The sequence below is a fragment of the Ruegeria sp. F5 genome (assembly GCF_056533845.1).
In genome coordinates, this window is sequence record NZ_JBQFOU010000007.1 from 222,121 (window position 1) to 244,834 (window position 22,714).

Below are 22,714 nucleotides of genomic sequence, written 5' to 3' on the forward strand. Positions count from 1 at the left end.
CTATTTTGCAATATGTCAAATAATATCGATATTTTTGGAGGGCGCAGATGGTTGCTTGGGCAGAATACAAATCAGAGGCAAAAACCCGTGGCGCGCTTGCGTTGGAGCTTTACGTTGCCCACAGCACACCCGCCAAAGCACCCGAAGATGTAAAGGCGTCACTTCCCGATCATTTGGCCTATCAGGCACAGCTCGAACGTTCGGGGCATTTGGCTTTTGCAGGCCCAATGTCGGACGAAACCGGCGAGCATATGCAGGGGGTGGGCCTGATTATCTATCGCGCCGACAGTCTTGAGGCCGCCCGAAAACTGGCCGAGGGCGACCCGATGCACAAAAGCGGTGCGCGCAGTTTTGTGCTTCGGCGCTGGATGATCAACGAAGGCTCGCTGAACCTATCGGTCGGACTGTCGACTGGAACGAGTGCCCTCAGCTAAAAGCACCCGTAAGTTTGCGCATTCGAAAAGGAACAGCCGGATATGGACGCCATGCTTGATACCGAGGGCAAGGAAACATCAGCCACTCATGGTGCGTATCGACGGCTGCGCGATATGATCCTGACGGGCGAGTTGCCCCCTGGACAGAAGCTGAAGATCGAACAGCTCCGTGGGTTGCTGGACACCGGCGCAAGCCCGGTGCGCGAGGCTCTGAGCCTTTTGACGTCAGATATGCTGGTCGAGCGGATCGATCAGCGTGGGTTCAGGGCCGCGCCGGTCAGCAAGTGCAACTTCGAAGAAATCCTGTTGCTGCGATGCAACCTCGAGGAAACCGCGCTGCGCGCCTCGATCGCCAATGCGGATGGCGCCTGGGAGGACAGGCTGGTTCTGCGTCATCACCATATGAAAAAGGCCGGCCTGAAAGGGGCACCTGACTTTGAAGACGCCCACAAAGCGTTTCACATGGCTTTGCTGGAAAACGCGAAACTGCCGTTGCTGTTGCGGTATTGTTCCCAGCTTTACGACCTGAACATCCGCTACCGCTATCTGGCAGCGGGGGGGCCAACTTACAAAAAGCGCGATATCGCGGCCGAACATCAGCAAATTCTGGACGCCGCATTGGACCGCGACACGGACAGCGCGACGCGGCACTTGCTGGATCACTACCGCCGAACGGGTGAGTACCTGAGCCGTCAGATGGAGCCTTGAGATGCAGCGGAACTGGTTTCTGGGCGATCTGCTGACTCAGCTGTTCGACCGTCCCGGAAAAAGGCGCGGCAAAGAAGACAATCGATCCATTGCAGAGCTGTGTGAGGCACTTTTGTCCGCCGAAGGCGAAGTATCGGGCTTCACGCTCGCGTCCACGATTTTGGATCGCTACCAGACCTTGAGCGATCCCGAGAAGCTGGAGTTCTTTGCCTATTTGAATGACCAGCTTGAGCTGGATGCGGGCCAACTTTCTGAAACAGCGCGCCTTTATGCCGAAGATCAGAGCGTGGATTTATATCAAAAGCTTAGTGAAGTCGCCGAACCCAGACGGCAAGAGCTGTTGCGGCGGCTGAATCAACCCTCAGGTGCGACGCAGGCAGTTGTGGCCATGCGCGTGGACCTGTTGCGCTTCCTCAAGTCCAACCCCGAACTCCAACGCACCGATATTGATTTCGTTCACTTATTGCGAAGCTGGTTCAATCGGGGGTTTCTTGTCCTTAAACAAATCAGTTGGGATACCCCTGCCCGAGACGAACATGAACACCTCCAACCCCTATAGTGGCGACCGTCGCGCGGAAACTGTCGGTATGGCCCTGCCCGGCATCGAGGTGATCGTGACACACCCGGATACCGGAGAACCGCTGCCCCGGGGCGAGGTCGGAATGATCGAAGTCCGCGGCCCCAACGTGTTCCAAGGCTATTGGCAGATGCCCGAGAAAACCGCCGAAGAGTTGCGAGAGAAAGGGTACTTCATCACCGGCGATCTGGGCCGATACCGTCGGGATGGCCACCTGTTGATTGTAGGCCGGTCCAAAGACCTGATCATCACCGGTGGTTACAACGTCTACCCCAAAGAAATTGAAGATGTCCTGAACGACATTGATGGTATCCTGGAATCGGCGGTGTTCGGCGTTCCCGACACCGAGTTTGGCGAAGCAATCATTGCCACTCTGGTGGCCGAGCCCGGCGCGCAACCTGACAAGGAACAGATCGCGAGGACTGTCAAAGACAAGCTGTCGCGCTTCAAACATCCGCGCCGCTACGAACTCGTCCCGGAACTGCCGCGCAATACAATGGGAAAAGTTCAAAAGAATGTGCTGCGCGAACAGCACGCACAAAAAGGATACGCCACTTGAAGTGTCTTAAAAGACGTGCCGGGACCCTCAATCAAACAAGGACCCTTGGACCGGATACTACCCCACCTTTCGGACAACCAAACTCAACAGGAGATTCACTATGACCCGCATGACAGCCAGAGATTTCGACCAGGAGCTTTTGGACCTGTACGACTTTTACGCGCATGGCAAAATCACCAAGCGCCAATTCCTGGACCGGGCAGGCAAATTCGCAGTCGGCGGCTTGTCGGCCGTCGCGTTGCTGAACATGCTAAGCCCGAACTATGCCCTTGCTCAGCAGGTTTCCTTCAACGATCCCGGTATCCACGCGGACTACATTACCTACCCTTCACCGAATGGAACCGGCGATGTCCGGGGCTATCTGGTCCGGCCGGCGGGCGAGGACGACCCCCTGCCCGGAGTGCTGGTGATCCACGAAAACCGGGGCCTGAATCCCTATATCGAGGACGTCGCGCGCAGGTTGGCGAAAGCCGGGTTCATGGCTCTGGCCCCCGACGGCCTGACCTCGGTGGGCGGATACCCCGGTAACGACGCCGACGGGCGCGAACTGCAAAAGACAGTGGACCGGGTCGCGTTGATGAACGATTTCTTCAATTGTTTCGAATACCTGCTGAATCGGGAAGACTGCACAGGCAAGGTCGGCGCGGTTGGTTTCTGCTATGGCGGCGGCGTGGTCAGTGCAATTGCCGTGGCCTATCCCGAACTGGCCGCCGGTGTGCCGTTCTATGGTCGTCAGCCTGCCGCTGAGGATGTGGCCAAAATTCAGGCGCCTCTACTGATTCAGATGGGAGAGCTTGATGAACGCATCAACGCAGGCTGGCCGGATTTCGAGGCCGCTCTGCAGGCCAACGATAAGGTCTACGAGGCCTATATCTACGAAAACGCCAACCACGGCTTTCACAATGACAGCACACCCCGTTATGATGAAGAGATGGCAAATCTCGCCTGGGACCGCACAATTGATTGGTTCAACAGATATCTGAAGTAGGTGGAGTGGGCTGCGAAGTCAGTGCTGCATTTGCGGCGCGTCTTCCAGCCCGGGACTCACTGCGACCAAGGATTGTTAAGCCCGATCATTCCGAATTTAGTGAAGCACCAAAGTGGCGGACCGAGGAGGATTCGAACCCCCGACCCCTTGATTCGTAGTCAAGTACTCTATCCAGCTGAGCTATCGGTCCGCGTTGGTGAGGCGCTATGTAGACCCGGGGCCGGGGACGTGCAAGCCGATTCTGTAAAAAATCTTCAAAAAGTCACGTCCCCGCGCGGTAGTCTTATTTCAAAGGTGGTTCCCTCGGGGCCGGTGTCTTTCAGCAGCAGATCACCGCCATGCCCGCGGACAAGTTCCTGCGAGATTGCCAGCCCCAGCCCGGACCCTCCCTTGCGCACGCCGCCCTGAAACGGGGTGAACAGGTTCTCGCGTGCCTTGGGGGGCAGGCCGGGGCCGGTGTCGCGGATTTCGATGCACCAGCTGTTTTCATACTCGCAGCCCGCGATGGTGATGCGCCCGGGTTTGCCCGAAGCAACCAGCGCCTGCCGAGCATTGCGCACCAGATTCATGATCACCCGGAACATCTGTTCCGGATCGGCGCGGGCCACCAGATCCTCGGGCAGTTCGTTTTCGATTTCGACGCAGGCATCGGCCAGAGCGAGCCGTTCATTGGCGGCCACGTCCTCGGCAATGTCGCGCAGGCGCACCATGGTCAGCGTCGGCGCGGGTTCCTCGGCGCGGCCAAAGGCCAGCGTGCTTTCGCACAAAGACACCGCGCGCGTGATCGAGTTGACCAGTTTGGGTGCCATACGCCGGACCAGCGGGTCATCGCTGGCCTCGATCCTGTCGGTGAACAACTGGGCCGAGGTCAGGATGTTGCGCAGGTCATGGCTGACCTTGGCCACTGCGCCGCCCAGTTGCGCCAGACGCTCCCGCTGTTTCAGAACCTGGGTCAGGTCGGTCTGCAATTGCTGCAGCGCCTCTTCCGCCTCACGCAGTTCGGTCACTTTGGAATTGGGAGAGATGATGCCCCGCGCATCCTCGGGCGCGCTTGCATAGCGCTGCATATAGCCCACAACGCCTTTGATCGGCTTCACCAGCACCACCCGCACGGCCAGAAACAGGAAAAACGCCGTGATGATCGAGATGACAAAGGACAGCCCCAGAATGCGCAGCCCGTAGTCGGTCATCGCCATGCGCAAGGGCATGCTGTCGGTGGTCACTTCGATCAGAAGGCCTGCGCCTTTGACCGGTTCGCCGATCACGCGGATCACCTCGTTTTCAGGTGTCCAGAGCCGGATCATCGCGTCGCGGATCAGCACCCAGGGGCCTGCGTCGCGCAGGTCATAGGTTTTGGTGATCTGCTCGGGGATGGGTGACGACAGCATCAGTTGCCGGACCTCGTCCCGGCGCAGCACGACGTTATAGACGCCCGCATTGGCCAGCAGTTCGGCCTCAAGGTCTTCGGCCAGCATGTCGTCGGCCAGCAGCGCCAGCGAGGCGATCTGGGCGCGTTCCAGCCGGTTCAGCAGGAAATCCTCGCGAAAGCGCGCAATCGAAGGAACAAAGATCAGAATCTCGGCCAACATGACGAAGACCGTGGTCAGGATCAGAAATCGGCCTGACAGCGAGTTCACTCTGCTCTCCCTTTTTCGGTCAGGGTATCCAGCGCTGGACGAACCTGACCATTCGTTTAACCGTTTGATTCTCAAACAGCCTTGGCGAGAAATAAGCACCCGCGACACGTTTGTTAAGCTCTCCGATCGTCGGGTATGGGGAAACCATCGCGGCGATCTGGCCCATCTTCAGGTTATTGGCCAGCGCCAGCGACCACAAGTTGATCAGTTCGCCCGCCTGATGACCCACGATTGTCGCGCCCACAGGCCGGCCTTTTACGACCATGACCTTAATGAAGCCTTTCGTTCTTCGCTCAGAAATCGCGCGGTCATTGTGGTGATAATCAAATCGTGCGATTTCCATCTTATCGCCGTGCTGTTCGCGGGCCTGCGCCTCGGTCAGGCCGACCTGGGCCAGTTCGGGGTCGGTATAGGTGGCCCACGGGATATGGGCCGTTTTGGCCTTGGACGGCAGGCCGAACAGGGCCGAGCGGATGATGATGCCCGCGTGATAGCCCGCGACATGGGTGAATTGCAGACCGCCCGCGACATCGCCGATGGCGTAGACCTTGCGGTTTGTGGTGCGCAGGGTTTCATCGACCTTGATGCCGGTCCGCGTGGGTTCGATCCCGGCAGCCTCAAGGTTCAGCCGGCCGGTATTGGCCTTGCGCCCCGCCGCCAGCAGCAGGTGCGTACCCGCGTAAATCTGGCCGGTTTCTGTGACGACCTCGACCTTGCCTTCGGACCCGCGAATCTGGGCGACCATGGCCTGTTCGTGGATCTCGACACCTTCGGCCCGCAGCGTGTCCAGAACGACCGCCGCAGCCTCGGGGTCATCCTTGCCCAGCGCTTGCATGCCTTCGATCACGGTGACCTTGCAGCCCAGCCGGATATGGGCCTGCGCCATCTCCATCCCGATGGGGCCGCCGCCGATGATCAGCAGATGCTCGGGCTTGTCGCGCAGGTCAAAGATCGTCTCATTGGTGTAAAAGGGCACCTGATCCAGACCGGGGATCGGCGGCACCAGAGGGGACGAGCCGGTTGCAATCACCACGCGGCGCGCAGTGATCAGCGTGTCGCCCGCCTGCACCTGCGTGGGCGAGACAAAGCTGCCGTATTCCCGGATCACCTTGACGCCGAAGCCCTCGAACCGTTCCTGACTGTCCATCGGCTCGATCTGCGCGATGACGTCATGAACGTGGTCCTTGGCGGCGACATAATCGACCTTGGGCACCACATCCGCCACGCCAAGCGCCGAGGCATGTGCCTGACCAAATGCCGCCTTGCCGCTGGCGATCAGCGCTTTCGACGGCACACAGCCGAAGTTCAGGCAGTCGCCGCCCATCTTGTGGCCTTCCAGCAGGACCACATCGGCCCCCATCTGGCTGGCCCCGGCGGCGACGGACAGGCCTCCGGACCCGGCTCCGATCACCAGGATATCGGTTTTCAGTTCGGTCATGGATCAGCTGTCCTTTTTGCCGCGCAGGGCTTTGATCACAATCGGCAAGGCCGCCAGAAGGCACAAGCCAAGGATCGGGCCGATCACGAACGGCTCCCATAGCAGCGAGACATCCGGTGTCTCGCCCCGATCAAACACGCCGCCCAGACCCACGCCAATCCATGTATAGACGATTCCGCCCGGAATGATGCCCAGCGCCGTGGTCAGCAGGAAATTGCGGAACTTCACCCCGACCAGCGCGGGCACCAGATTGGCCACGAAGAACGGCACAACCGGTACAAGGCGCAGCAGGAACAGCACCGAGATTTCATTCTCACGCAGCCCGTCTTTCAGCTTCTTGACCGTACCTTCCGAGGATTCCAGCCGCGCGGTCAGTGTCTCGCCCAACCCCCAGCGCGCGGCCAGAAAGATCGCCGATGCGCCGATGGCGGCGGCAAAAACGTTAAAGACAGTGCCTGCGAACAGGCCGAACAGGAACCCTCCGGTCATCGAGGCAACGGCCGCGCCCGGCAGGGAAAAGGCCACGATCACGATGTAAATACCGACAAAAGCCGCCGCCATCGCCCAGTAATGCCCGTCACGCCAGGCCAGCAACGCCTCGCGGTTGTCGCGCAGGGTCTCGAAAGTCAGGTAATCCCCAAGGGTAAAGAACCCGACAGCGGCAACCGTCAGGATGATCAGCAAGGGAATATGCCGCGCAACCCCGCTGCGCGGCGCCTGGGTGGTATCGCTCATGTCGCCATCCGGCTTTGTCAGTTTCATCTTCTCCACAAGATGCGCCGCCCGGCGGCCAAGCAACAGAGGCTTCACGCGGCCTTGATCCATGTGTCGGTTAATGTGAGCGTTTCTGTGCGGAACCACCGGATTCTGAAATCTTTTCGCCGGTCGGTTACAGAATTGTTGCAAATAGCGACAAAACCCCCACCTTGGGGTTTGACTTACCCTGCCCTTAGCAGTAGAGGACGGGCTTCGAACACTAGGGCCAGGCGAATCCGCGCCGCACCCGACCGCTATAGATTGGAGACGGAGCGATGAAACGCACCTATCAGCCTTCGAACCTGGTTCGCAAACGCCGCCACGGTTTCCGCGCGCGCATGGCCACCAAGGCCGGCCGCAAAATCCTGAACGCGCGCCGCGCACGTGGCCGCAAATCGCTGAGCGCGTAAACCGCTCACCGATAAGGTTATGAACATGACGCCGCCGGAGGCCCCTGAGGATGGTAAGAACCACCCCGGGGACACGCCCCCGGCGGCGTCCGTTTGCGTGCCTGATACTCTGACCGTTCTCAGGAAACGGTCCGATTTCCTGAAAGCCGCGCGGGCGCGCAGGCAGGGCACGTCCTCGTTGATGGTGCAGGCCCGCAAACGCGCACCGGATGAGGCCCCCGGTATTCGGGTTGGCTTCACCTGTTCCAAGAAAGTCGGCAATGCCGTTGCCCGCAACCGCGCCAAACGACGATTGCGCGAGGCAGCACGGGCCGTTTTGCCCGCGCACGGGCGGGACGGCTGGGATTACGTTCTGATCGGACGGGCCGAAGTCACGGCAACCCGCCCTTTTGACGCCCTGCTGGACGATCTGAAATACGCGCTCCGCAAGGTTCACAGCGCCCGGAAATGACGCCGTTTGCCCATATCCTTGCCCTGCCCGTCCGGGCCTATCGGCTAATCTTCAGTCCCTGGGTCGGGTTCAATTGCCGCTACCAGCCCACATGTTCCGCCTTTGCGCTGGAAGCGCTGGAAAAGCACGGCGCTATAAAGGGCACATGGCTCGCCGCCCGCCGCATCGGGCGCTGCCATCCCTGGGGCGGGGATGGCTATGATCCGGTGCCGGATCGCAAGGACTGAACCGCCTCAGACCAGCGCCAGATTGCCACGATCCGTGCGTGCGCGGGTCGGAATAACCTCACGGTCCAGAGAGCCCATAAAGGTGTGATACAGGTCTTCGTAGAACCGGGGCGCGTCGAAATACCAGCTATGCGAGGCGGATTTCCCGTCAGGATAGCTGTCTTTGGTCTTCTTGTAGAACGCGCCGCAATACAGGTTCACGGCCTTGTCCGCCCGATCCTCGGGCAACCCGACCCGCCCGGCCCGGCGCGACACCCCGACACGTTTGATTTCCGAGACCGACAGCGCCTCGTCAAACGGGCTGTAGTAGCAGGTCAGTCGTATGCTACGACGCAACAGGGAAGAGGTTTTGGGGTTCCCGTCCTGAAAGGATTTCGACGACACGTCCGCCGCCACAAAGGCCACCTGGCTGGCGGTCCAGCTGGTCTGGGCCGTGGCGTGGTCGTCATCGGCATAATCCATCGCTTCGCGCACCAGATAGGTGCCCATGGAATGCGCCAGCACGTGAATGTTGTACCGGCAATCCGCCGTCTGCATACGCGACAACCGGTTGATGCCGTGCACAAACAGCTTGTCGGCTGACCGCCGCGCGTCGGCTCGGTCCGAGTTATAGCCCAGAACCGACCCGTCGCTGGGCCAGTCATAGCTGATCACGACGCCCTTGAATCCGTGCGCCTCAAGCCCTTTGCGGATTTTGCGGTGGCGTTCCAGCATCTCGAACTGCTCGGTGTTGAAGCCGTGGACAAACACGACGATATGCCCCTTGTCCTCGTCGGTTGCGCCCGCCGCGGCCTGAACATCGCGCAGCCAGTCCGAGACCCGGACCTCGTGTCTTCGCGCGGGCTGTTTCGCGGTGCCGGGGATCGCCAGATACCGCGCCGCGCCTAGTTTGTTCGAGTAGTGATCGCCCTTGCGGGCGCGGACGGAAAAGAAATAGTCCATGAATTCGCTCCTGCCTGAAATGCTGGCTTCCTACCACATCCGGCACACATCCCCAAACCGGCTGCGTTCAGCCTTGCCCGGGCGCAATGCTCGGTGTACGCACGGGCGCATGTTTGATGACGCAGACGATATCCACCCGCTGTTTGCCGGCGCCCCCTCGACCACCGAGTTCAAGAAGCTGCGCAAGCGCATCGTGCGCCAGACCCGTGAAGCCATCGAGCAGTACGGGATGATCGAACGCCATGATGGGAAGCCCCCCCGCTGGCTGGTCTGCCTGTCGGGCGGCAAGGACAGCTACACCCTGCTGGCCGTTCTGCACGAACTGAAATGGCGCGGCCTGCTGCCTGTCGATCTGCTGGCCTGCAATCTGGATCAGGGCCAGCCCGGCTTTCCCGCCACCGTCCTGCCCGAATTTCTGGATCGGATGGGCGTGCCCCACCGCATCGAGTATCAGGACACCTATTCGGTCGTCATGGACAAGGTCCCGCAGGGCCGGACCTATTGCGCCCTCTGCTCGCGCCTGCGCCGGGGCAACCTGTATCGCATCGCGCGGGAAGAGGGCTGTTCGGCGGTGGTTCTGGGCCATCACCGCGACGATATCCTCGAGACATTCTTCATGAACCTGTTCCATGGCGGGCGTCTGGCGACCATGCCGCCGAAACTGGTGAATGAAGAGGGCGATTTGTACGTCTACCGCCCGCTGGCCCATGTGGCCGAGGCCGATTGCGAGAAATTTGCCAAAGCGATGAACTATCCCATCATCCCCTGCGATCTGTGCGGCAGTCAGGACGGGTTGCAGCGGCAACAGGTGAAACAGATTCTCGACCAGTGGGAAAAGAACAGCCCCGGACGGCGGCAGGTCATGTTCCGCGCGCTTACCAATGCGCGGCCCTCCCATCTGCTGGACCCGAAACTGTTCGATTTCGCCAATCTTGCGCTGAAATCCGGTGAAATAGACGAAAAATTGGAAGAAATTCCGCGCCTGCGTTAACCACTGACTCAGAGAGGTTTCCTAGGGTCTGTCTTGTGCGATTTCAGCCAAGGCCCGGAAACTGATGCGGAACCTTCTTTTTACTCGACGATTGGTGCAGTCCCTCTCGGGTGTGTTCAATGGCCCGTCCGCGCTGGCCTTTGTGCCCGCGATCAGTCTGGGGGCCTTCTGGATCGGGGGCGAACGGGCGCTTGTGGCGATCGCGCTGGGGTTACCCCTGATGTGGGCGGGCTCGGGCATTGCGGGGTCCCGGACCAAGACAAACGCTCGGGGGGCATCGGGCGGGCTTTTGCCGAATGATGGCTTTGACACAGCCCTTGCCGATGTGTTCCAGGCTGCCAACCGCAGGGGCGATGCCTCGGCCTGTATCGCCCTGGCGCTGGACGATTACAGCCAGATCGTCGATCTGCACGGTCAGGCCGCCGCCGAGCATATAAATCAGCAGGTCTGCACCCGTGTCCTTTCGGTAATCCGCACCGGGGATTTTATCACCCGGCTGGACGGGCACAAAATCCTGATCGGTCTCAGCCCCGCGCAGCATTTGGATCTTGAGACATGCATCCAGTTGACCGGGCGCATCCAGTCCGCGGTCGAAACCCCGGTAATGCTGAACGAAGCGGGCGTATACCTGTCCTGCTCGATCGGGTTCTGCCTGAGCACCAGCGCCTCGGACGGCACGGCCAGCGACTGGAAAGAAGCCGCGTTCAGCGCGTTGTTTGAGGCGCAGCAAAATGGCCCCTCGACCATTCGGGCCTATTCCGCAGAGATCAGCCGCCGGTCAAGAATAAGGACCAACCTGCGCAAGGAATTTGACGCCGCGCTGAACAGCGGGGAAATCCGCCCCTGGTTTCAGCCGCAGATTTCAACCGACACAGGGCAAGTCACGGGTTTTGAGGCGCTGGCCCGCTGGGAACACCCCAGAAAGCGCGTCCTTGGGCCGCATCTGTTCCTGCCCTTTGCCGAACAGGCCGGGCTGATGGAACGGTTTGGGCAGGCCATACGCCAACATGCCTTCACCGCCATGCGCGACTGGGATCGCGCCGGGATTATCGTACCCCGGATCGGCGTCAACTTTTCCTCGGACGAGCTGCGCGATCCCGGCCTGATCGACCACCTGAAATGGGAACTGGATCAGTTCGACCTGACCCCGGACCGGCTGGCGGTCGAGGTGTTGGAAACCGTATTCTCCCGCCGCCCCGACGATGTGATCACGCGCAATGTGTCGGGTCTGGCCGCTTTGGGATGCTGCATAGATCTGGACGATTTCGGAACCGGCCATGCGTCAATTGCCTCGATCAAGCGGTTCAGAGTTTCCCGGATCAAAATCGACCGCTCCTTCGTCACCAAGGCCGATCAGGACCCCAGCCAGCAGCAACTGGCCGGCGCCATCCTGACCATGGCGGACAAGCTGAATCTCGAGACTCTGGCCGAAGGGGTCGAAACCCCGGGCGAACACGCGTTGATGGCGCAGCTGGGCTGCAACCATGTTCAGGGCTTCGGGATCGGCAAACCCATGCCCGTTGAAAAAACCGTCGACTGGATCGCCGCCCATCGAAATAAAATCGGGGGCGTTCCCAAAATCGGTCGGCAAACCGGGTAGCGGGGCGGAATTGCATCACGGAAAGCCTGCCCAAGGCGGATTTACGGGCGATTCCGCTTGACCTTTGGGCCTGCACTCTGTTGAACCCTGCGGGTGTCTTTCACTGCTCAAGGTGGCTGTCCCAGATGGACGATCAGAACAAGAATCTCATCCTCGCAACCGCGCTCAGCTTTCTGGTGATCCTGGTTTGGTTCGTGCTGTTCCCCCCGCCGGAACCAACACCCACGACCGAACAGGCCGAGATCGCTGCGGTCGAGGACACTGACGTTCAGACGCCCAGCGCCGCCGGAACCGGCACCGTGGGTGAGGCGACGACCGCCGCAGAAGAAACCCTGCCTGAGGAACTGGCCCCCCGCGTGCAGATCGACACGCCGCGCCTGAAAGGCAGCCTGTCGCTGTCGGGCGGCCGCATCGATGAGCTGTTCCTGAAAGATTACAAGGTTTCCATTGATGAAGGCGCGCCCATCGTTGAACTGCTTGCGCCGGTTGGGACCGATTCCGCTTATTACGCCCTGTATGGCTGGGCCCCAGGGTCTGGCGTGTCGGGCACCGATGTGCCCGGTCCGAACACCCTTTGGACGCTCGAGCAGGGTGAGGCACTGGGCGTGGACACTCCGATCACGCTGGCTTGGGAAAACGGCAACGGCCTGACCTTCCGCCGCACCATTTCGGTGGACGAGGACTACATGTTCTCGGTCACGCAATCCGTTGAAAACGGATCCGACACGACCATCGCGATGGCACCCTATGGAATTCTGGCGCGCCATGGCATCGGCGAGGATGGTGACATTCCCGAGTTAAAGAACTTCTTCATCCTGCACGAGGGCTTGATCAGCATGGCTGATGGAACTCTCAACGAAGTCGATTACAGCGATATACAGGATGGTGTAGATGAGCTTGAGAATATCAAGGAAGGTTGGATCGGGTTCACCGATCACTATTGGATGACAACCCTTATCCCTGAGCAAGGGGCTGAGTTCACTGCTTCTGCAGGTTTCAATAACCAAAACAAAGTTTATCAGGCTGACATAAAGACACCTACTTTAACTGTGCCCGCTGGCGAGTCCGCACAGGTCACGACACGCCTGTTTGCCGGTGCCAAAGAGTGGGAGACCATTCGCGAGTATCAGAAAGAAGGCGTGCAGAAATTCATCGACAGCATCGACTGGGGCTGGTTCTTCTTCCTGACCAAGCCGATCTTCTGGCTGCTGCACAACATCAACGCCCTGATCGGCAACATGGGCTGGTCGATCATCGGCCTGACGCTGATCATCAAGGCGATCCTGTTCCCGCTGGCGTTCAAATCCTACGTCTCGATGGCGAAGATGAAGGAATTGCAGCCGCAGATGGAGGCCCTGAAAGAGGCGGCCGGCGACGACCGCCAGAAGATGCAGCAGGGCATGATGGAGCTGTACAAGAAGGAAAAGGTGAACCCTGCCGCGGGCTGTCTGCCGATCCTGATGCAGATCCCGATCTTCTTCTCGCTCTACAAGGTGATCTTTGTCACCATCGAACTGCGACAGGCCCCTTGGTTTGGCCCGTTCCGGGACCTCAGCGCGCCCGATCCGACCTCGATCTTTAACTTCTTCGGCTTGCTGCCCTGGGCGGCCCCGCAGCCCGAAAGCTTCATGGCGCTGATCTTCATCGGCATCCTGCCGTTGCTGCTGGGTATCTCGATGTGGCTGCAGCAGAAACTGAACCCGGCCCCAACCGATCCGACGCAGGCGATGATCTTTGCCTGGATGCCGTGGGTCTTCATGTTCATGCTGGGCGGCTTTGCCAGCGGTCTGGTGGTGTACTGGATCGCGAACAACACCATCACGTTTACCCAGCAGTACCTGATCATGCGCAGCCAGGGTTACACGCCCGATGTGTTTGGCAACATCAAGTCCGGTTTCAAAAAGACCCCAAAGACGGACGACAAATGAGCGGCGCAATCACCAGCCTGTGGCGGCATCCGATCAAAAGCCACGGGCGTGAAAGCCTTGATCACGTCACCATGACCCCCGGGCAGACCATGCCCGGGGATCGTGTTTGGGCGGTCGCGCATGAGGCATCCACAATCGATGGTTCGCAATGGGCCCCCTGCGCCAATTTCAGCCGTGGCGCGAAGGTGCCGCAACTGATGGCGATCTCGGCGCGGTTGCAGGGCGACGCGGTTACACTAAGCCACCCCGACCGCCCCGATCTGAGCTTTGAGCCGGACACCCAGCAGGATGCGTTTCTGGACTGGGTCAAGCCCTTGATGCCTGCCGATCGCGCGGCCTCGGCCCGTATTGTCCGCGCCCCCGGCCGGGGTATGACGGACAGCGATTTTCCGTCGATCAGCCTGTGCAACATGGCCTCGCACCGGGCGGTCGAACAGAAGCTGGGCCGCGATCTGTCCATCGTGCGCTGGCGCGGCAATATCTGGTTCGATGGCCTGCCTCTGTGGGAAGAGTTCGACTGGCTGGGCCGTGACATCCGCATCGGCGAGGCCCTGTTCCGCGTCCGCGAACGCATCACGCGCTGTCTGGCGACCACCGCCAACCCCGAAACCGGTGAGCGGGACGCCGACACGCTGGGGGCGTTGAACAGCTGGAACCATCAGGATTTCGGCGTCTATGCCGAAGTGCTGGAGGGCGGCAGCGTCCGGACCGGCGACAAGGTAGAAGTGCTATGACCCCGCTTCCCTTCCCCCTGGCCGAAACCCCGGATGAGTTTGCGGCGGAAACCGGCCGCAAGCTGTTTGCCGGCGAATCCGAGTTCGTCAAAGGCGTCGTCGCGATGGACGGCCTGCCCGCCCCCGACCGGTTGGAGGTCTGCTTTGCAGGCCGCTCGAACGTGGGCAAATCCAGCCTGATCAACGCGCTGACCGGCACCAAAGGTCTGGCGCGCGCATCCAACACGCCGGGCCGCACGCAAGAGATCAACTTTTTTACCCAGGGCCCCGAACTGTATCTGGTGGACCTGCCGGGCTATGGCTACGCCAATGCGCCGGTGAAGGTGGTCGAGAAGTGGCAGCGGCTGTTGAAGCAGTACCTGAGCGGGCGTCAGACCCTGCGCCGCGCCTTTGTTCTGATCGATTCACGCCACGGCGTGAAACCGGTGGACGATGAGATCATGAAGCTGCTGGACACCAGCGCCGTGACCTTTCAATGCGTGCTGACCAAGGCCGACAAGGTGAAAGCCAAGGACCGCGCGAAAGTGCTGGATCAGGTGCGCGGCGCGTTGTCCAAACACCCGGCGGCCTTCCCCGAGATCGTGCTGACCTCATCCGAGAAAGGCGACGGCATTCCGACCCTTCGCTCGATAATCGCGCATCTGGAGTAGTCACGGCAGTTCCGGTTTTCATTGCAAAAACACTGATCGCCAATGTCCCGAGAGCGCCGAAGGCGAGGCAGGGCATTGGTGATTCTATGTGAACCGGAACTGCTTTAGGCCCTTGGCAGTGCCGCGCAAAGGTCCTAACACGGAATGTCAGAAGGACCTTAGCCATGAAGACACGTGACATGAACCGGGACTGGATCGCCACCGCCGCAACCCTGAACAGCGCGCTGCCCTATCTGCAGCGCTATGACGGCGCGATTGTCGTCATCAAGCTGGGCGGCCACGCCATGGGCAGCGACGAGGCGATGGAAAGCTTTGCGCGCGACGTGGTGCTGATGCGGCAGGTCGGGGTGAACCCGGTGGTCGTGCATGGTGGCGGGCCGATGATCAACGCGATGCTGGACAAGCTGGATATCCAGTCCGAGTTCGTGAATGGCAAGCGCGTGACCGACAAGGCGACGGTCGAAGTGGTCGAGATGGTGCTGTCGGGCCTTGTGAACAAGCGCATCGTGCAGGCGATCAACCGTCAGGGCGGCACAGCCGTCGGGCTTTCGGGCAAGGATGCCAATCTGATGACCTGCGATCAGGCCGACCCGTCGCTGGGCTTTGTTGGCTCGCCTTCGGAAATGAACCCCAAGGTTCTGCACAACCTGTTCGCCCATGACGTTATTCCGGTCATTGCCCCGCTGGGCGCTGGCCGGGACGGTGAGACCTTCAATGTCAATGGCGACACCGCAGCCGGGGCCATCGCTTCGGCGCTCAAGGCGGATCGCCTGTTGCTGCTGACCGATGTCTCGGGCGTCAAGAACGCCGCCGGTGAGGTCGTGACCGAGCTGAAGGCCGGTCAGATCCGCGAGATGACGATGGACGGCACCATTGCGGGCGGCATGATCCCCAAGACCGAAACGGCGCTGGATGCGCTGCACAGCGGCGTGCGGGCCGTGGTCATTCTGGACGGGCGCGCGCCCAATGCAGTCCTGCTGGAACTGTTCACCGAACACGGTGCGGGTTCGCTGATCCGGCCCGACTGACCCGAGCCGCGGAGGAGAGATGACCGGACATCCCCCACCCTCCTCTTACATGGCGGCAATCAGCTATGGCTGGGTGGGGCGCGTTGCGCATCAGGCGGGCCTGATCGTCATGGGTGCGACCCATCCACGTATCAGCGGCGCCAAAGGGCTGGACGGAGGAACTCTGGTCCTTTTGGGCGCGGGTTCGGCCTTTTGGTCCGTTCTGAAAGCCGCGCCCGAATGGCAGGGCCCCGACCCGGTGGACCGCTGGTCGAGCCGGGTTATCGGCGGGATGGCGCAGACGCTGGGCGCGCAGGCGCATTTCCCCTTTGGCGGGCCGCCTTACGCCCCGTTCATCGACTGGGCGCTGAAATCCGGACGCACGTTCAGCAGCCCGGTCGGCGCGTTGGTGCATGACACGGTCGGCATGATGATCTCGTACCGGGGCGCGCTGCATTTTGCGCAGGAGTTCGACATCCCCGAGATCAGCGCCCCGTCGCCCTGCACGGGCTGCCCGGCCCCCTGCACAACGGCCTGCCCGGTCGGTGCGCTGAATGCCGAGGCGTTTTACAGCGTCGACGCCTGCCACGACCATCTGAACACGCCCGAGGGGCAAAGCTGCTTGACCGGCGGTTGTCTTGCCCGGCTGGCCTGCCCCCTCAGTCCCGGCGCGGGCCGCGATCCGGAGCAATCCGCCCACCATATGAAAGCGTTCCACCCGACATGACCCGTACTCTGATCCTGACCCGTCACGCAAAATCCAGCTGGGACGCGCCGGTTACAAGCGACCATGACCGCCCACTGAACAAACGCGGACGCAAGTCGGCCCCGGCCATCGGTGGATGGCTGAGGCAAAACGGATGGCTGCCGGATGAGGTCATCAGTTCCACATCCGAAAGAACCCGCGAGACATGGGACAGGATGGGTCTGCGGGCTGCAACGGTCGGGTTCACACGCCAGCTTTATCATGCGGGGCCGGGCGACATGCTGAACGTTCTTTCGGGCGCGACAGGGGACACGGTGCTGATGCTGGGCCATAACCCCGGAATTGCCGGTTTTGCCCAGCAGATCGTGCAGCAAGGCCCCGAGCACGCCAGATTTTACGACTATCCGACCTGTGCGACCACAGTGATCCGCTTCGACCTTAGCGATTGGGCGGATGTGAACTGGCGCAGCGGAACGGTGCTGGGCTTTGCCATCCCGCGTGAGTTGCTGGAATAGAAAAAGGCGAGGCCAAAGCCCCGCCCTTCCCGTGATTTCAACCGGATCAGTGCCCCAGAATCTGGCTCAGGAACAGCTTGGTCCGTTCGCTTTGCGGGTTGTTGAAGAACTCTTCCGGTTCGTTCTGTTCGACGATCTGGCCGGCATCCATAAAGATCACGCGGTTGGCGACCTGACGGGCAAAGCCCATCTCGTGGGTCACGCACAGCATGGTCATGCCTTCCTCGGCCAGTTCGATCATGGTGTCGAGCACCTCTTTGATCATCTCGGGGTCCAGCGCCGAGGTCGGTTCGTCGAACAGCATGATGCGCGGCATCATGCAGAGCGAACGGGCAATCGCCACCCGCTGCTGCTGACCGCCGGACAGCATGCCCGGATACTTGTCCGCCTGTTCCGGGATTTTCACCTTTTCCAGGAAGTGCATCGCACGCTCTTCAGCCTCTTTCTTGGGCGTCTTGCGCACCCAGATCGGGGCCAGCGTGCAGTTTTCCAGAATGGTCAGATGCGGGAACAGGTTGAAGTGCTGGAACACCATCCCAACCTCGGACCGGATCTTGTCGATGTTCTTAAGGTCATTCGACAGCTCGATCCCATCTACGACAATCGTGCCCTGCTGGTGTTCCTCCAGCGCGTTCAGGCAGCGGATCAGGGTGGATTTCCCCGAGCCCGATGGCCCCGCGATGACAATCCGTTCGCCCTGATTGACGGTCAGATTGATGTCGCGCAGCACGTGGAACGAGCCGTACCACTTGTTCATGCCGTTGATTTCGATGGCGACCTCGTCGCTCACCTGCATTTTGGTGCGGTCGATTTCGCGGTCAATTGCAAGTTCAGACATGTGTTGAACTCCTTAACGATGATCGGTGGCAAGGCGACGCTCGAGCCACTGTGAATATTGAGAGATGCCGTAGCAGACGACGAAGAACAGAAGCGCGGCAAAGCCCAGAAGCTCCCAATAGACGCCGTTCCATTCGGTCGACGCCAGGATGGGACCCCGGATCATGCCCACCAGATCGAACATCGAGATGACCGAAACCAGTGTGGTGTCCTTGAACAGGCCAACGGCCACGTTCACGATGCCGGGGATCGAGATCTTCAGCGCCTGCGGCAGGATGATCAGGCGCATGGCCTGCGGGTAATCCAGGCCCAGACTGTCTGCTGCCTCGTACTGTCCGCGCGGAAGCGCCGCCAGACCGCCGCGGATCACCTCGGCGATATAGGCGGCCGAGAACATGGTGATCATGATCACGACGCGCAGGAACAGGTCGACCGTGCTGTCAGGCGGGAAGAAATAGGCCAGCATCACCGAAGCCACGAACAGCAGCGTAATCAGAGGCACGCCACGGATGAACTCGATGAAGATGACGCAGACCCACTTGATCAGCGGCATGGTGGATTGACGGCCCAGCGCCAGCGCAATCCCCAATGGTACCGACAGCGTCACGCAGGTTACACCCAGCATCATGTTCAGCATGAAGCCGCCAAGGTCCCGGCTGGGAACGGCCGAGAGCCATGCGTTCTCGGACGCGCCTTCGGGGATCAACGCCCCGCCAACTTTCCAGACCACCAGCGCCACGACGATGGCCCCGAAGAACCCCGCCGCAAAGCTGTTTTTGCCGAATTTCTGGAACACTGCGGCAGCCGCCACACATCCCAGAAGCGCGACCAGCGGAACCAGGATGGTGCCACCCCAAATCAGCCAGAAGGCGACAAACGGATAGACTGCGGTGAACAGCAGCATCTTGCGCGGCAGGTCGAAAAACAGCACCGGAGCCGCAGCAACCAGCATCAGCACAAAGGCCAGATTTGGCCGCCAATAGGCGTCATCGGGGTATTTGAACCCGTAGATCAACTGATGCCAGCGCTCGGTCAGAACCGCAAAACACGCCCCTGTCTTGCCATCCAGAATCTCCCGGCACTGCGCCAGTGAATCCGCCTGCCAGACACCGTTCAGCATCCAGGGAAGCGTATTGCGCAGGATCAGATAGATCAGGATCAGCGACAGTACCGTCAGGATCGTGTTGGCCACGCCCGAAAACAGGTTTTCCCGCAGCCACTTGACCACACCCGTTTCACGCGCCGGCGGCGGTGACGGTGGGATGGTGCCTTCGGCCACGAAAGCGATCGAATTGGTTGTTTGATCGGTCATGACTCAGCGCTCCTTCAACTTGACGGATGCGTTGTACAGGTTCATTACCATCGAAATCACCAGCGAGGCTGTCAGGTAGAACAGCATCAGCAGCAGAACACATTCGATCGCACGACCGGTCTGGTTCAGGGTGATGCCACCCAGCGTTGCCGTGATGTCCGCATAGCCCACGGCAATCGCCAGCGACGAGTTCTTGGTGATGTTCAGGTACTGCGAGATCAGCGGCGGGATGATCACCCGCAGCGCCTGCGGCAGGATCACAAGGTTCATGATCCGGCCCGAACGCAGACCCAAAGCAGCGGCGGCTTCGGTCTGACCCTTGGAAATCGCCTGAATACCGGCGCGCACGTTTTCCGCGATGAAGGCGCCCGTATAGATCGACAGGGCAAACCACAGGGCAATCAGCGGGGCTCCGACCTGGGTGCCTCCCCGTAGATTAAACCGGTTTGCCAAGGGATCGGGAAGGTCCCACGACAAGCCCAACAGAAGCAACACAGCGACAAGCGGGACGACCCAGATCGCCGCATTTATCAACAGCGTGTTCGGCCTGACGCCCGTCTGCTCTTGCTTTATCTGCGCGTTCTTGTTAACGAACCGGGTTGCGAAATACGACAGAACCAGCACAGCCAGCACCAGAAGCCAGTTTACGAAGCTTCCGCCTTCCCCGCCGAACCCACGGGTAAAATAGGGCGACGGAACATAGATACCCCGGTTGGTGAACGCGATGAGCCCGAAGGTCATCTCACGCTCCGGTTCTTCACCCAGATATGCTCTGGCACCCGGCAGGACCGCGGTCATGATCGTGAAGATGATGATGATCCAGATCAGCACCGGAATATTCCGGAAGATCTCGACATATACCGCCATCAGCTTGGACACGAGCCAGTTGTTCGACAGCCGCAGAACCCCGGCAACGACGCCAAAGAACGTGGCCGTGATGCAGGCCAGAAAGGCGACAAGCAGCGTGTTGAGCAAACCGACAACGGACGCGCGGGCATGCGAGTCCTGGCTGTCATATTCTATAAGAACCTGGTTGACGTCATACCCGGCAGTGTCTCCGAGAAACGCAAACGAGATGTTCAGGCCAGCGGCGCGGAGGTTTTGAAACAGATTGTGCCCTAAGTACCAGATACAGTACGCAATAACGATGGCCGCAATCACCTGAAACGTCAAAGAGCGATAGCGGGTATCGTTTATGAGCATCGACAACCGAAAATCAGCTTTCGGTGGGTCAGTCATAGTCGACATATTATGGGATCCCCGTAGCTTGCGGACTGTTTTATCCTGGCGAGGTTGTCCCCGCTCTGCATCTGTCCGCAGCAGTTATTGGTGAAAAGGGCGCAGGTTACCCTGCGCCCTCTTCAATTGATGTCTTAGCGGAACGGCGGCGAGTACAGCAGACCGCCATCGGTCCACTGCGCGTTCAGGCCGCGCGCCAGACCAATCGGGGTTTCTTCGCCGATGTTCTTGGCAAACACTTCACCATAGTTGCCGCCTGCTTTTACAGCTTTGGCAGCCCAGTCGGCATCCAGACCCAGCATCTCGCCCAGGGTGCCTTCGGTCCCCAGCAGGCGGTTTACTTCAGGGTTCTCGGTGCCGGCGCTCAGTTCGTCGATATTCGCCGAAGTCACACCCAGCTCTTCCGCCGAGATCAGCGCGTTCAGGGTCCAGCGAACCACATCTGCCCATTCGTTGTCGCCGTGACGGACCAGCGGGCCCAGCGGCTCTTTCGAGATGATTTCGGGCAGCAGGACGTGATCACCGGGGTTTTCGAACGTGGCACGCGTTGCGGCCAGACCCGATGCGTCGGTGGTGTAAACGTCACATGCGCCAGCCAGATACTGCTGTTGCGCTTCGGCGTTGGTTTCAATCGGAACCGGCTCGTAGCTGATGTTGTTGGCACGGAAGAAATCGGCCAGGTTCAGCTCGGTGGTGGTGCCGGTCTGGATACAGACGGTTGCCCCGTCCAGTTCCTTGGCCGAGCTGACGCCCAGCGCTTTGGGAACCATGAAACCCTGACCGTCATAGTAGTTGACGCCCACGAATTCGAACTTCAGGTCGACGTCGCGGCTAAAGGTCCAGGTGGTGTTCCGGGCCAGCATGTCGATCTCACCGGCGGCAAGCGCCGTGAAGCGTGTTTTTGGTGTGGTCGGAACAAACTCGACAGCAGTCGCGTCGCCCAGAACGGCTGAAGCCACAGCCCGGCACAGGTCTACGTCAAAGCCTTTCCACTCGCCATTCGCGTCAGGTGCAGCGAAGCCGACCAGACCGGTGGTCACACCGCAGTTCAGCGTACCCCGTGCCTTGACGTCGTCCACAGTACCCGCCACGGCTGCGCCAGCGGCCAGGCCGGCAACTGTTGCCGCGCCCAAGATTACGGATTTTTTCATTTTTACCTCTTCCTGATTTTCCGCCCCCTAAAGGAACGGTTCTACCCAGCAAATGAATGCCGGAAAGGTTTCCCCAAAGGTGTCTCCCCTTTAGTGGGCTTGAGTTTGGGCGCATTCATAAACAAACGTCAAGGGTTGGATCAGAGAAAACGATGGGTCCGGCCAATAGGTTTTGGCAGGCCCGTCATAATTTCGATGCGCGAAGGATCAGACAGATACGTCGAAGAAACGTTTGGCGTGCAGAAACGCGGCTTTCTTTGTTTCCGCCGCCGCATGGGCTTCGTCGTCATGGCCCCATTGTTCGATCTGCCACCGCTCGTCCAGCCGCGAGATGTCCCAGATGGCGTCCGCTTGGCGCCAGTTCAGCGCTGCCGCAAAGCCCAGAACCAGCGAGCCCGACAGGCTGACAAGATCGTGGAAGGCGGCCAGTTGAAAAGCATCCATTGCGTGCACCCGGCGGCGCAGCGCGATCAGGGCCTGTTGCGACTGCGGCTGATGCAAAACCCCGGCGACCGGCAACAGCCGGGCCGACAATGCCTCTGCCGCCCAGTCCAGCGCCGGGTCCCATTCATCGGCCTGTCGGTTCTGCAATTCCTGCGGATGGGTCGCACGGTAGCACAGCAAATCCGAATCGCCGTAATCGGCCAGCATGTCGGCCACTTCGGCATGCTGTATCCGCACCTTGTCTATCGCCGCGTTGGCCGAACGGGTAAAGGGCATCGAGGCCGGATCGACCTCTTTCTCCTGCGCGTCCCATTCGGCGGCTACGGCCCGGGCCATGGCGCGGGTCGGCAGGATCAGCGCGGCTTTGGCGGGGGTTTTGACCCGGCGCCCGTCCAGTTCCACGGTATAGCCGCCCTCGGCCTCGACCACGGCGCTGGTTTTCCAGAAGCGTTTCGGTTTCCAGTCGCTCATGC

At 60.4% G+C, this 22,714-nt stretch carries 24 protein-coding genes, 1 tRNA gene and 1 pseudogene; 16 read left to right on the forward strand and 10 right to left on the reverse strand.

What is annotated here, in order from left to right:
- Nucleotides 1-47 precede the first annotated feature (47 nt).
- The 5 genes and pseudogenes from ACR0K1_RS13110 (at nt 48) to yghX (ending at nt 3,266) form a co-directional block, all read left to right on the forward strand.
- Complete coding sequence (locus tag ACR0K1_RS13110) at nt 48-434, forward strand: YciI family protein (protein ID WP_480850988.1); 387 nt, start codon at nt 48-50, stop codon at nt 432-434.
- Between the two features lie 42 nt (nt 435-476).
- The gene (locus tag ACR0K1_RS13115) at nt 477-1,142 is read left to right on the forward strand and encodes a GntR family transcriptional regulator (protein ID WP_480850990.1); all 666 of its coding nucleotides are present in this window, start codon (nt 477-479) and stop codon (nt 1,140-1,142) included.
- Between the two features lies 1 nt (nt 1,143).
- On the forward strand, nt 1,144-1,701 hold the full coding sequence (locus tag ACR0K1_RS13120; RefSeq protein ID WP_480850992.1) for a malonyl-CoA decarboxylase N-terminal domain-containing protein: 558 nt from the start codon (nt 1,144-1,146) through the stop codon (nt 1,699-1,701).
- Nucleotides 1,664-2,278: pseudogene (locus tag ACR0K1_RS13125) on the forward strand (AMP-binding enzyme); the annotation flags it as partial. The gene ACR0K1_RS13120 and the pseudogene ACR0K1_RS13125, both read left to right, overlap by 38 nt.
- Before the next feature lie 100 nt (nt 2,279-2,378).
- Nucleotides 2,379-3,266: a YghX family hydrolase gene (yghX, locus tag ACR0K1_RS13130; protein WP_480850994.1), complete on the forward strand. Its 888-nt coding sequence runs from the start codon at nt 2,379-2,381 to the stop codon at nt 3,264-3,266.
- Nucleotides 3,267-3,379: 113 nt separating this feature from the next.
- On the opposite strand, the gene ACR0K1_RS13135 is transcribed toward yghX, so the two are convergent.
- The 4 genes from ACR0K1_RS13135 to ACR0K1_RS13150 form a co-directional block, all read right to left on the reverse strand.
- A tRNA-Arg gene (locus ACR0K1_RS13135) sits at nt 3,380-3,456 on the reverse strand.
- Between the two features lie 64 nt (nt 3,457-3,520).
- Complete coding sequence (locus ACR0K1_RS13140) at nt 3,521-4,903, reverse strand: ATP-binding protein (protein ID WP_480617121.1); 1,383 nt, start codon at nt 4,901-4,903, stop codon at nt 3,521-3,523.
- A gap of 19 nt (nt 4,904-4,922) precedes the next feature.
- Nucleotides 4,923-6,341 carry a dihydrolipoyl dehydrogenase family protein gene (locus tag ACR0K1_RS13145; protein WP_480617122.1) on the reverse strand — a complete coding sequence of 473 codons (1,419 nt, stop codon included), beginning with the start codon at nt 6,339-6,341 and terminating at the stop codon, nt 4,923-4,925.
- A 3-nt stretch (nt 6,342-6,344) separates the two neighbouring features.
- Nucleotides 6,345-7,103 carry a TVP38/TMEM64 family protein gene (locus ACR0K1_RS13150; RefSeq protein WP_480617123.1) on the reverse strand — a complete coding sequence of 253 codons (759 nt, stop codon included), beginning with the start codon at nt 7,101-7,103 and terminating at the stop codon, nt 6,345-6,347.
- Between the two features lie 269 nt (nt 7,104-7,372).
- Here ACR0K1_RS13150 and rpmH point away from each other — a divergent pair, with 269 nt between their 5' ends.
- The 3 genes from rpmH to yidD are packed head-to-tail and all read left to right on the forward strand — an operon-like array spanning nt 7,373 to nt 8,185.
- Nucleotides 7,373-7,507 (forward strand): 50S ribosomal protein L34, encoded by a 135-nt coding sequence (gene rpmH, locus ACR0K1_RS13155; protein WP_005980833.1) that lies wholly within the window; start codon nt 7,373-7,375, stop codon nt 7,505-7,507.
- A gap of 25 nt (nt 7,508-7,532) precedes the next feature.
- The gene (gene rnpA, locus ACR0K1_RS13160) at nt 7,533-7,958 is read left to right on the forward strand and encodes a ribonuclease P protein component (RefSeq protein WP_480617124.1); all 426 of its coding nucleotides are present in this window, start codon (nt 7,533-7,535) and stop codon (nt 7,956-7,958) included.
- Nucleotides 7,955-8,185 (forward strand): membrane protein insertion efficiency factor YidD, encoded by a 231-nt coding sequence (gene yidD / locus ACR0K1_RS13165; protein ID WP_480617125.1) that lies wholly within the window; start codon nt 7,955-7,957, stop codon nt 8,183-8,185. The genes rnpA and yidD overlap by 4 nt, the downstream gene beginning before the upstream one ends.
- A 6-nt stretch (nt 8,186-8,191) precedes the next feature.
- Here yidD and ACR0K1_RS13170 read toward each other — a convergent pair whose 3' ends face one another.
- On the reverse strand, nt 8,192-9,127 hold the full coding sequence (locus ACR0K1_RS13170; RefSeq protein WP_480617126.1) for an alpha/beta fold hydrolase: 936 nt from the start codon (nt 9,125-9,127) through the stop codon (nt 8,192-8,194).
- A 109-nt stretch (nt 9,128-9,236) separates the two neighbouring features.
- Between ACR0K1_RS13170 and ttcA the strand changes: the two genes are divergently transcribed.
- From ttcA to ACR0K1_RS13210, 8 genes are all read left to right on the forward strand, one after another.
- A complete protein-coding gene (gene ttcA / locus ACR0K1_RS13175) occupies nt 9,237-10,118 on the forward strand; it encodes a tRNA 2-thiocytidine(32) synthetase TtcA (RefSeq protein ID WP_480850998.1) in 882 nt (293 codons plus the stop codon).
- A gap of 64 nt (nt 10,119-10,182) precedes the next feature.
- On the forward strand, nt 10,183-11,718 hold the full coding sequence (locus ACR0K1_RS13180) for a putative bifunctional diguanylate cyclase/phosphodiesterase (RefSeq protein ID WP_480851000.1): 1,536 nt from the start codon (nt 10,183-10,185) through the stop codon (nt 11,716-11,718).
- A gap of 125 nt (nt 11,719-11,843) precedes the next feature.
- Nucleotides 11,844-13,646: a membrane protein insertase YidC gene (gene yidC / locus ACR0K1_RS13185; RefSeq protein WP_480851002.1), complete on the forward strand. Its 1,803-nt coding sequence runs from the start codon at nt 11,844-11,846 to the stop codon at nt 13,644-13,646.
- Complete coding sequence (locus tag ACR0K1_RS13190) at nt 13,643-14,380, forward strand: MOSC domain-containing protein (RefSeq protein ID WP_480617130.1); 738 nt, start codon at nt 13,643-13,645, stop codon at nt 14,378-14,380. Before yidC ends, ACR0K1_RS13190 begins: the two co-directional genes overlap by 4 nt.
- Nucleotides 14,377-15,030 (forward strand): ribosome biogenesis GTP-binding protein YihA/YsxC, encoded by a 654-nt coding sequence (yihA, locus tag ACR0K1_RS13195; protein ID WP_480617131.1) that lies wholly within the window; start codon nt 14,377-14,379, stop codon nt 15,028-15,030. Before ACR0K1_RS13190 ends, yihA begins: the two co-directional genes overlap by 4 nt.
- Nucleotides 15,031-15,194: 164 nt before the next feature.
- Nucleotides 15,195-16,058, forward strand: coding sequence for an acetylglutamate kinase (gene argB / locus ACR0K1_RS13200; protein WP_480617132.1), 864 nt, complete (start codon nt 15,195-15,197; stop codon nt 16,056-16,058).
- Nucleotides 16,059-16,077: 19 nt separating this feature from the next.
- A complete protein-coding gene (locus ACR0K1_RS13205) occupies nt 16,078-16,764 on the forward strand; it encodes a ferredoxin (protein ID WP_480617133.1) in 687 nt (228 codons plus the stop codon).
- On the forward strand, nt 16,761-17,258 hold the full coding sequence (locus tag ACR0K1_RS13210) for a SixA phosphatase family protein (RefSeq protein WP_480851005.1): 498 nt from the start codon (nt 16,761-16,763) through the stop codon (nt 17,256-17,258). The genes ACR0K1_RS13205 and ACR0K1_RS13210 overlap by 4 nt, the downstream gene beginning before the upstream one ends.
- 46 nt (nt 17,259-17,304) lie before the next feature.
- Here the strand turns inward: ACR0K1_RS13210 and ACR0K1_RS13215 are convergent, their stop codons facing one another.
- The 5 genes from ACR0K1_RS13215 to ACR0K1_RS13235 all read right to left on the reverse strand — a co-directional run bounded on the left by ACR0K1_RS13215 (nt 17,305) and on the right by ACR0K1_RS13235 (nt 22,712).
- A complete protein-coding gene (locus ACR0K1_RS13215) occupies nt 17,305-18,096 on the reverse strand; it encodes an amino acid ABC transporter ATP-binding protein (protein WP_480617135.1) in 792 nt (263 codons plus the stop codon).
- Between the two features lie 12 nt (nt 18,097-18,108).
- Entirely contained in the window at nt 18,109-19,407 is a 1,299-nt protein-coding gene (locus ACR0K1_RS13220) for an amino acid ABC transporter permease (RefSeq protein ID WP_480617136.1), read from the reverse strand.
- Between the two features lie 3 nt (nt 19,408-19,410).
- On the reverse strand, nt 19,411-20,655 hold the full coding sequence (locus tag ACR0K1_RS13225) for an amino acid ABC transporter permease (RefSeq protein WP_480617137.1): 1,245 nt from the start codon (nt 20,653-20,655) through the stop codon (nt 19,411-19,413).
- A gap of 125 nt (nt 20,656-20,780) precedes the next feature.
- Nucleotides 20,781-21,797 carry an amino acid ABC transporter substrate-binding protein gene (locus ACR0K1_RS13230; protein WP_480617138.1) on the reverse strand — a complete coding sequence of 339 codons (1,017 nt, stop codon included), beginning with the start codon at nt 21,795-21,797 and terminating at the stop codon, nt 20,781-20,783.
- A 207-nt stretch (nt 21,798-22,004) separates the two neighbouring features.
- Nucleotides 22,005-22,712, reverse strand: coding sequence for an ATP12 family chaperone protein (locus ACR0K1_RS13235; protein WP_480617139.1), 708 nt, complete (start codon nt 22,710-22,712; stop codon nt 22,005-22,007).
- Between the last annotated feature and the right edge of the window lie 2 nt (nt 22,713-22,714).